General features: G+C 65.4%; 7 protein-coding genes. 3 read left to right on the forward strand and 4 right to left on the reverse strand.

The window, feature by feature from the left end; all coding sequences use genetic code 11:
• From AC1DY5_RS31800 to AC1DY5_RS31815, 4 genes are all read right to left on the reverse strand, one after another.
• Positions 1-717: aldehyde dehydrogenase family protein (locus tag AC1DY5_RS31800; RefSeq protein ID WP_478117950.1), on the reverse strand; the 717-nt coding region annotated here is incomplete at its 3' end.
• A gap of 77 nt (positions 718-794) precedes the next feature.
• Positions 795-1,895, reverse strand: a complete 1,101-nt coding sequence (locus AC1DY5_RS31805) for a 2Fe-2S iron-sulfur cluster-binding protein (RefSeq protein WP_478117952.1) — start codon at positions 1,893-1,895, stop codon at positions 795-797.
• The gene (locus AC1DY5_RS31810; RefSeq protein ID WP_478117953.1) at positions 1,888-3,009 is read right to left on the reverse strand and encodes an alkane 1-monooxygenase; all 1,122 of its coding nucleotides are present in this window, start codon (positions 3,007-3,009) and stop codon (positions 1,888-1,890) included. Before AC1DY5_RS31810 ends, AC1DY5_RS31805 begins: the two co-directional genes overlap by 8 nt.
• A 20-nt stretch (positions 3,010-3,029) precedes the next feature.
• The gene (locus AC1DY5_RS31815) at positions 3,030-4,181 is read right to left on the reverse strand and encodes an NAD(P)-dependent alcohol dehydrogenase (protein WP_478117954.1); all 1,152 of its coding nucleotides are present in this window, start codon (positions 4,179-4,181) and stop codon (positions 3,030-3,032) included.
• A 232-nt stretch (positions 4,182-4,413) separates the two neighbouring features.
• On the opposite strand from AC1DY5_RS31815, the gene AC1DY5_RS31820 reads away from it, so the two are divergent.
• From AC1DY5_RS31820 to AC1DY5_RS31830, 3 genes are all read left to right on the forward strand, one after another.
• The gene (locus AC1DY5_RS31820) at positions 4,414-7,230 is read left to right on the forward strand and encodes a winged helix-turn-helix domain-containing protein (RefSeq protein ID WP_478117956.1); all 2,817 of its coding nucleotides are present in this window, start codon (positions 4,414-4,416) and stop codon (positions 7,228-7,230) included.
• Positions 7,231-7,303: 73 nt separating this feature from the next.
• Entirely contained in the window at positions 7,304-8,011 is a 708-nt protein-coding gene (locus tag AC1DY5_RS31825; RefSeq protein WP_478117959.1) for an IS6 family transposase, read from the forward strand.
• 58 nt (positions 8,012-8,069) lie between these two features.
• Positions 8,070-8,372 carry a hypothetical protein gene (locus tag AC1DY5_RS31830; protein ID WP_478117958.1) on the forward strand — a complete coding sequence of 101 codons (303 nt, stop codon included), beginning with the start codon at positions 8,070-8,072 and terminating at the stop codon, positions 8,370-8,372.
• Positions 8,373-8,517: the final 145 nt, after the last annotated feature.

The following is an 8,517-nucleotide window of genomic DNA, read 5'->3' on the forward strand; positions in this document are numbered from 1 at the left end:
GGCGATACTCCGTCCAGCACCGGTGGAACCGGTGAAGGCCACTTTGTCCACACCTGGGTGGGACACGAGATAGGCGCCGACCGCACGGTCCGCCGCCACCCAGTTCAGCACGCCAGGCGGGACACCCGCTTCGTGCGCGGCCTCGGCCACGATATAGCTGTCGAGGACGGTGCCTGGAGAAGGCTTGATCACCACACAGCAGCCAGCGGCCAGTGCCGGGCCGATCTTGGTCATTGCCAGAGCCACCGGGAAGTTCCAGGGCACGATGGCAGCGACCACGCCGATGGCGGTGCGCTCGACCAGGGTCTCCTTGCCCATCTGCGATGGCCGCTTGTCGTCCGGCACCGGGTTGGCGGCCAACCCTGCGTAGAAGCTGACGATGCCCGTGGCGAAACCGCCTTCGAGCATTTCGCTCAGGCTCAGCGGCATGCCGTTCTGCTGGCTGACGGCACCGGCCAGTGCGGCGCTGCGCTTGTGCAGGGCCTCGGCGAAACGGGTCAGTACCGCCGCGCGCACGCTCGGCGCGCAGGTGGACCAGTCGCTGTGATCGAATGCCTTGCGCGCCGCGGCGACGGCGCGATCCACGTCAGCCTCGAGCGCCTCGGGCACGCGCGCAATGAGCTCGCCGTTGCCGGCGCCGAAAAGGTCGAAGCGCTTCGACGAAGACGGGGCGATCCATTCGCCGCCGATGTAGAAGGAGTTATGTTCGATGGTCATGGGTTGTCTCCAGGAAAAAACTTGAACCGCAAGGAGCGAAGAAACGAAGTGGTGAATGGGTTTCGGCATACGCCGCTCTAGGCGGCGCTCATCTCCGCCAGATTCCCCCTGACAGGCGCTGCCACGCCGTCGGTGAATCTGTCGTAGAAGATGCTGTCCGGCGGAATCCCGAGGTCGACGAGCTTCTCGATGCCCGCGTCGATCATTGGTGGCGGGCCACACAGATAGCCCTGCGCGGTCGACAGCTGGAAGTGCTTTCCAGCCTTGGCAATGAAGTCGGTCACGATGCCGCGCGCGCCAGTCCAGCCGCTCGTCTCGGGCTCCTGGGACAAGACCGGCACGAACTCGAAGGGATCGAGCCAGGCAGCGGCAATGTCGCGGATCGCGCCCAGCCCATAGAGGTCGGCCTGGGTACGCGCCCCGAACAGCAGTACGCAGGGACGCCGCTCGCGCCTCATTCGCATGTCTTCCAGCATGCTGAGCAGCGGCGCCAGCCCGCTGCCACCGGCGATGCAGACCATGGGCACAGCGCCGGGACGCAGATGGAAATCGCCGTGAGGCGCCTGCATCTTCAGCCGCTTTCCGGTCAAGGTGCCAGCAAACAGTGCCCCGGTGAATTCGCCACCGGGCGCCTTTCGGATGAAGAAGGCCAATGTCATGCGGCCGGTGCGCTGCGGCGCGTCGGCGAAGGAATAGTGCCGGCTTCTGGGAATGCCGGGCGCCTCGAAGCTGGCGTACTGGCCGGCCACGAACATCACCGGCCGTTCGGTCCGGACCACGACTTTCAGGATGTCGTGGGTCAGCTCCTCGGTGCTGACGATTTGGGCCTCGAAGAACTCGGGTGGTCGCAGATCAGCCGCCGCTGTTGCGATCTCAACCACCGTATGCGCATCGCGCGGCATGGCCTGGCAAGCCAGGATGTAGCCCGCCTCCAGCTCCCGCTTCGACAGGGTGTATCCGAAGTCGCTGCAGGCCTGCACACGACCCTGCGCCAGCCGGGTCTTGCAGGCACCGCAGGTGCCGACGGTGCAGTTGTGCGGATAGGCCACGCCCTGCGCCAGTGCCGCCTCCAGAATCGTCTGACCGGACGCCAGCTCGATGCGCGCGCCTAGCGGAAGAATTTCCACGACGCGTGCAGCGCTGCCGCCGCCGAATACGGACTTGAACAGATTACGCATGGACGTGCGTCTCGCTGCCCGGCTCCCGGGCTTCTGCGCCGAACCAGTCTTCCCACCCGGCCTTCCGGTTCTGCTCGGCGGCGAGTTGGCGCTCCTCGGTATTCGCGCACGTCGTGTCCCACTCCTTCAGCGCCGGCTTGATGATCCAGCTGAACCAGATCGGCGGGAACAGCGCAGCCAGGAAGCAGACGAACACGCTTGGCATGCGGATCGCGTCGCGGTGCGGCACCAGGGCGTAGTACGAGAGGTAGCTGTTGAGGTGATGATCCGCATGGTTGGTGATCTCAAATGCGGCCACACGCGACAACCAGCCTAGGTGATTCCAGACGTGCCGCTTCTCGATCGGCGCGCCGGCCACGCGCACTTGCCCGTAGTGCTGGAAGTAGTTGAACGACTCGACCCAGAAGCGTGCGATCAGCATCGCGCCCAGCGCGGCCAGCACGGCTTGCCAGCCTCCGATCAGCCACAACCCACCCAGAAAGACAACTTGCGCGAGGATCGCCCGCCACAACGCGTGGCGAATGGACCAGCGGCCGTATCCCTTCTTCTCCAGCGCGTCAGAAATGAATTTTTGCGCCATCACGGTAGAGCGGACAACCGCGCGCGGCGTGAACTGGTAGAGCGTGACACCACGAGCGGCCGTGTCGCAGTCTTGCGCCGTGCCAACGTCGATGTGGTGACCGACGACGTGCGCCTCCATGCGGGTCGAATCCAGGAAACAGATCTGGGCGTAGCGTCCGAAGGTCTTGCCGATGGCGCCGCGTGCGTGATACAGCTCATGCGAGGCCGGCACCAGCGGCAGYACCGACATCCAGGCGGTGCCGAGGATGGCGCCGAAGATCTGCCAGCCGCTCAGGTCGTGATGCGCCAGCGCCCCCGCCAAGCCGACGTAGAGCGCAGGCCCCAGCAGCACCGACAGCCACACGGGAATGAAGGCCAGGGCCTTGCTCTTCATCTGGCGCGCGCTGAAATCGCGCGGCAGTACGCTGTCGATGATCGCCATCACCGGGAACCAGGCGATGGCGAGCCAGACATAGTGGCCACCCATGAGAAAGCCGCCAAGGCTGACGATTTGTGTGACCGGCGAGAAGTAGTACTTCAGATAGTCGAGCATGGTGGCCTCCTGCAGGGCATTCAGAACACGACGACGGGCTTGATGACTGAACCGTTGCTCGCAGCGACGAAGGCTTCGTTGAATTTCTCGAAGGGGTACTGCTTGACCAACCGATCCACCGGCAGCTTTCCGGCCTGGAACAGTTCCACCAGCTTCGGTATGAAAGTTTGCGGATCGGCGTCACCCTCGACGATGCACTTCACGCCCAGGCCGCGCAGGTACAGGTCCATGATGCTCAAGGGGATCGGCGCCTCCGGTGGCGGGATGCCGATCAGGCCGAGCATGCCGTTGGGCAGCAGCACGTCCACGGCGCTTTTCATTACCGCCGGGATGCCTGAGGTATCGATCGCATAGTCGAAGCCGCCGCCGCCCGCTTCCTTCAGCGCCGCGACGAGGTCCGTATGGCCGGTGGGGTCGATAGCATGCGCGGCGCCCAGTTCCAGTGCCAGGGCTCGGCGCTCTGCGCTGGGCTCGACGACGACCACCGGCGTGGCCCCGACGACCTTGGCGGCCATCACCGCGCTCAGGCCGACGGCGCCGCAGCCGAAGACCACCAGTGATCGGCCCGCGCGCACCTTCAGCGAATTCATCACTGCGCCCGCGCCGGTCTGCACGCCGCAGCCCAGCGGGGCGAGCAGTGCCAGCGGCAGCGACTTGTCCACCTTCACCGCATTGATCGAGCGCGCGATCGCCAGCGACGAGAAGGAGGACTGGCCGAAGAACTGGCCATGCACCTTTTCGCCCTTCTGACTCAATGGCGACGTTCCGTCGTCGAGCCGCACGCCGCCGAAATTCAGCCCCATGAACTGGTGGCAGTAGGCGGGCTCGTGGCTGCGGCAGTTCGGGCACGCACCACAGGAGTTGAAGGACAGCAGCACATGGTCGCCGACCGCCAGGTCGCGCACGCCGGCTCCGACCGCCTCGACCACACCCGCGCCCTCGTGCCCCAGCACGATCGGCATCGGCACCGGGAAGCCATTGGCACAGACCACGTCCGTGTGGCAGATGCCGGTGGCCACCATGCGCACCAGGATTTCGTCCGCGCGCGGGGCGGCGATGTCGATGTCCTCGACCGTCAGCGGCGCCTGCGGCGCGCGCGAGAGCGCCGCGCGGGCCTTGCGAACGGCGGATGAATGTTGCAGCGCTTGGCCTTCGGCAGTTGCGGTGGTCATGGGGTGTCTCCTGAGTACGGTTCTGGTTCCAGTGATCGATCATTGGAGCCCGTCGCCTGATTCGCGAAGCCGATCAAGAGTTCGGTTCGGGATGGGGATAACCCGAATGTCGCGCCAGCGCTCCGGTCACACCGAGGCAACAAGACAAAGATCGTACGCATAGGTACTTACTCCATGCGAATCAAATTCGTCGATGTCTAAGATGCGCGTGCCCCCTCACCTCGCCACCCATGTGACTGCCCCAGAAGACCGCGACGCCGCACGCAAGCCGTCACCGACGCCCGCTCGCGCCGACGCTGCGGGCGGCGTGGTGCACGCGTCGGACGCTGCTTTCGGCCCGCCGCGATTCGGTTTCGCCACCGTACCGACGCGCGCCATTTCGATGGCGCTGCAGATGGATCCCTTCCCGCGACTGGTCACGGCCTGCGCGCCCCCGGGCTACGGCAAGACCGTGATGCTCAGCGCGGTGTACGACGAGCTGACGGCGCGCGGTTACACCTGTCTGTGGCTGACGCTGGACGACCGAGACAGCGATCTGTCGACCCTGCTGCATCGCTTGTGCGCGTCCATGGTTCATGCCGGCATCGAAGGCGTTCCGGAGATCGCTGCGGCCGGTGCCCGGTTTCCGGATCGCGGTGCGCTTGCCGATGTGGTCCTGGCGCTGYTGGCCAACCCAAGGACCGCAACGGCATTGTTCATCGACAACCTGGGTTTTTGCCGCGATCCGACGCTCGAGTCATTCCTGCAGCGCCTGGTGTTCCACCCCCAGCCGCAGCTGCACTTGCTGCTGTCGAGCACGCGCGACGTTCCGCTGGACCTGGCGCGCGCCAAGCTCGAGGTCGGCGCGCTCGAGCTTCGCCCGGCGCACCTGAGCTTCGACCGCGCCAGCGCAGCGACCCTCCTGCACCAGGCGGGCCTTGGCGCCACCACCGAGCAGCAGCTGGACCGCATCWTTGCCCACACCGAAGGATGGCCCGCCGCCGTGCGACTGCTGCAGGTCCTGCTGCTAGGTGGTGGGGGCGAGCCGGCGGTACCGGGCCAGCGCACGCTCGATATCGACCCGGTCCTCGAACGCTTCGGCGGCGACCATAGCGACATTGCCCGCGTGCTGACGCGGCGCGTGCTGGTCGATTTCGACCCCGCCATGGTGCAGTTCATGATGGAGATCGCGCTGGTGCGCGAGTTCAGCGCCGACCTGGCGGCCGAGATGACCGATCGCGCGCAGGCGCGCCAGTGGCTCAATGAACTGGTCGAGCGCAACGTGCTGACCTTCCCCTTGGACCGCAGCCGACGCTGGTTCCGTTTTCATACGCTGCTGCGCGAGTTCCTGCTGGCCGAGAGCCGCGAAAATCTGGCACCGGCGCGATGCCGCGAGGTGCTCGAGCGTGCTGCGCACTGGCATCTGAGACAAGGCGACGAGACCGCAGCCATCTCGATTGCACTGGATGGCGGATGCACCGCGCTGGCCCAGCAGCTGCTTGAACGCGTCGCTCACGTCGTGGTCGGCAACCATGGCCAGATGTCCCAGCTCATCCAGTGGGTCGACCGACTGATGGCCGCCGGCGCGATGCCGTCACCGGAAGTGCATGCATGGTTTGTCTGGGCCCTGTGCGACTCGCTGCAGTACGAGCGGGCGCGGCAAGCGCTGGACGATCTGGACCGGCGCGCGGTCAGCGACGAGGCTTTCCGCGCCATTCCCGGCGCCCAGCAGCGCATGCTCTTCCTGCGCATGCTGGTGAACGTCTGGCTGGACCGGCTGGACACGGCGCACGATCAGGCTGAGGCCTGGCTGGCGCACGAGACCTCCGGCGACGCGCTCACGGTCTCGACCGTCGTCTCCATTGCCGGCATCGCCGAGATCGACCGCGGCACACTGGGCGCCGCACGCAAACGGATGGAGCGGGCGCGCGCCAGCATCGACCGTTCCGAAAGCGCCTACGGGTTGGCCTGGGTGGCGATCCTGCGGGCTTGCGTCGAGATCGGGCAGGCCCGTCCCAACGCCGCCGACGAACTCCTGGCCGAGACGCGCGAGCGTGTCGTGCGCGTGATCGGGGCCGACGCCAGCGTGGTGGCGACCTTGGACTTTGTCCATGCGCGAGCCCTGCTGGAGCAGGGTCGCATCGAGGCGGCACGCAAGCTGGCCGAGCGAAGTCTGGGTCGAGCCATGCACCACGGGATCATTGTGTCGCTCGAACACGGTCTGATCGCCTGCGCCTCGCTCTGGGGCGGTGATGCGGACGACGGCCCCGGAATCTCGTCACAGATGCTCGACCGCGTGGCGCACAGTTATCCGCCGCGTGGCCAGCGCCTGCTGGCCGCAGCGAAGATTCGCCGCTTGATCCAGCTTGGGCGCATGCACGATGCGGAAGTTCAGGCCGAACTCTGCGGACTGAGTGCCGAGTGCCATCGCGCCGACGGCGCGCAGCCGATGCGCGACCGCGGCGACTGGATGCTCGCGCAGCTCGAGCTGCAGATCGCCAGACGCACAAGCAATGCGACACTGGCGCGCATCGAGGCCCTGGTCAAGGCAGCGCGGCGGGACGACCGTCGTCGGGACGAGATCGAACTGTTGCTGCTGGCCGCGGACGCGAACATGCGCCTCTCGCAGACGCGAGCGGCGCTGCGCGACTTTTCGGCAGCCATCGCGCTGGCTACGCCCGGCAATGCGATTCAACCCTTCGAGCTCAAGAAGCAATTGGTCAGCAAGCTCCTTGCGGAAGTCGGGCCCCGCGCATTCGGGCTGGCGCGCGCTTCCGAAGTGTCCTTCGCGGAACGCCTGCGGCCGGCCATGCAACCCGCGCCAGCGGATGCGTTCAATCCGCTCGACGAGGCGAACCATGGCGGCACGGACGAGCTCACGCTGCGCGAAATCCAGTTGCTGGAGTTGCTGGACCAAGGGCTCACCAACGATCAGATCGCAGACAAGTTGAGCCTGTCGGTGTCCACCGTCAAATGGCACCTGCACAACCTCTACGTGAAGCTGGGTGTACGCAGCCGTTCGGCCGCCCTGGCCCGCGGCCGCGCGATGAAGTTGATTGGGCGGCCTTAGGGGCTCTGGTGCAAAATTTGGCTTCGAGTAGGCTACCGACCTTTGTACGTGAAGGCGGAACGTGGGGAAGAAGTTGCAGAGCATGGACGAACTGTTCAAAGGTCGGCACTTCGAGCGGGAGATCATCGTGCTATGCGTTCGCTGGTACCTGCGCTACAAGCTGAGCTTGCGTGACTTGGTGGAGATGATGGCCGAGCGCGGACTTGGGGTGGCCCACACGACGATCATGCGCTGGGTCCAACGATTCGTGCCGGAGTTCGAGAAGCGCTGGAATCGATTCGCTCGAAAGGCCGGTCGCTCGTGGCGCGTCGACGAGACCTACGTGAAGATCCGCGGCAAATGGACCTATCTCTACCGGGCCGTCGATCGAGAAGGAAAGACGGTCGATTTCCGTCTGAGCGCCAATCGCGATGTCAAGGCGGCCAAAGCGTTCTTTCGCAAGGCGCTGGAGACTCAAGGCCGAGCTCCGGTGAGTATCACGCTCGATGGCTATGCCGCCTCGCATCGCGCGGTGCGGGAACTGCCCGCGCAGAACCCGCGCTGGAAAGACACGCGGCTGCGGTCGTCGAAATATCTCAACAACATGATCGAGCAAGACCATCGAGGCGTGAAGTCGCGCATCAATCCCATGCTCGGGTTCAAGGTCTTCGACCGTGCTGCGGTGACGATCGCCGGCGTCGAGCTGCTGCACCGAGTTCGCAAGGGTCAATTCAATCTCAGTCAGTTGCTTGTTTGCGGCCAAGCCGCGCCCGCGATCTGGAATGCCGTGCTTTCGGCATAACCTGCCCGGACCTTCGGAGACGTCACTTGGCTTCGCCGAAAATTTGCACCAAAGCCGCTTGAAGTGGCGCAGCACAGGGTCCGAGCTTGGGCGGGCATTCCAAGGCGTGAAAGGCCCCGGCTCGCCGGATCCACACTGCGCCCTCAGATTCACCAAGAGGAAGAGACATACGAAAATCGAACTCATCCAGCCCGCCGCGACACTCGCAGCCGCCCAGTTGCAAGGGAAAGGACAGGCAAACTTTATCGAGCTCGTCAACCTGTTCAAGATTGCCTATCAGGCACTCGAGCAGGCAGAGCGAGACCTTGGTCCCACGGCGAAGCCAGCCGGTTCGTCTTCAGCCCTTGATACCAATCCTTGACGCTGCGCGGGTCGGCGCCGCCGGCCCCCTCCGGCAATGTGGGTGCGCGGCGGCGCAGAATCCGCTCGAACTACCTACACGGACGCGAGATCGAAGAATAGGAGGGTCCGATGATCCGCGAGCGCGAGCGCTTGAGCCCGAAGAG

The organism is Variovorax sp. P4_D9 (assembly GCF_056401695.1).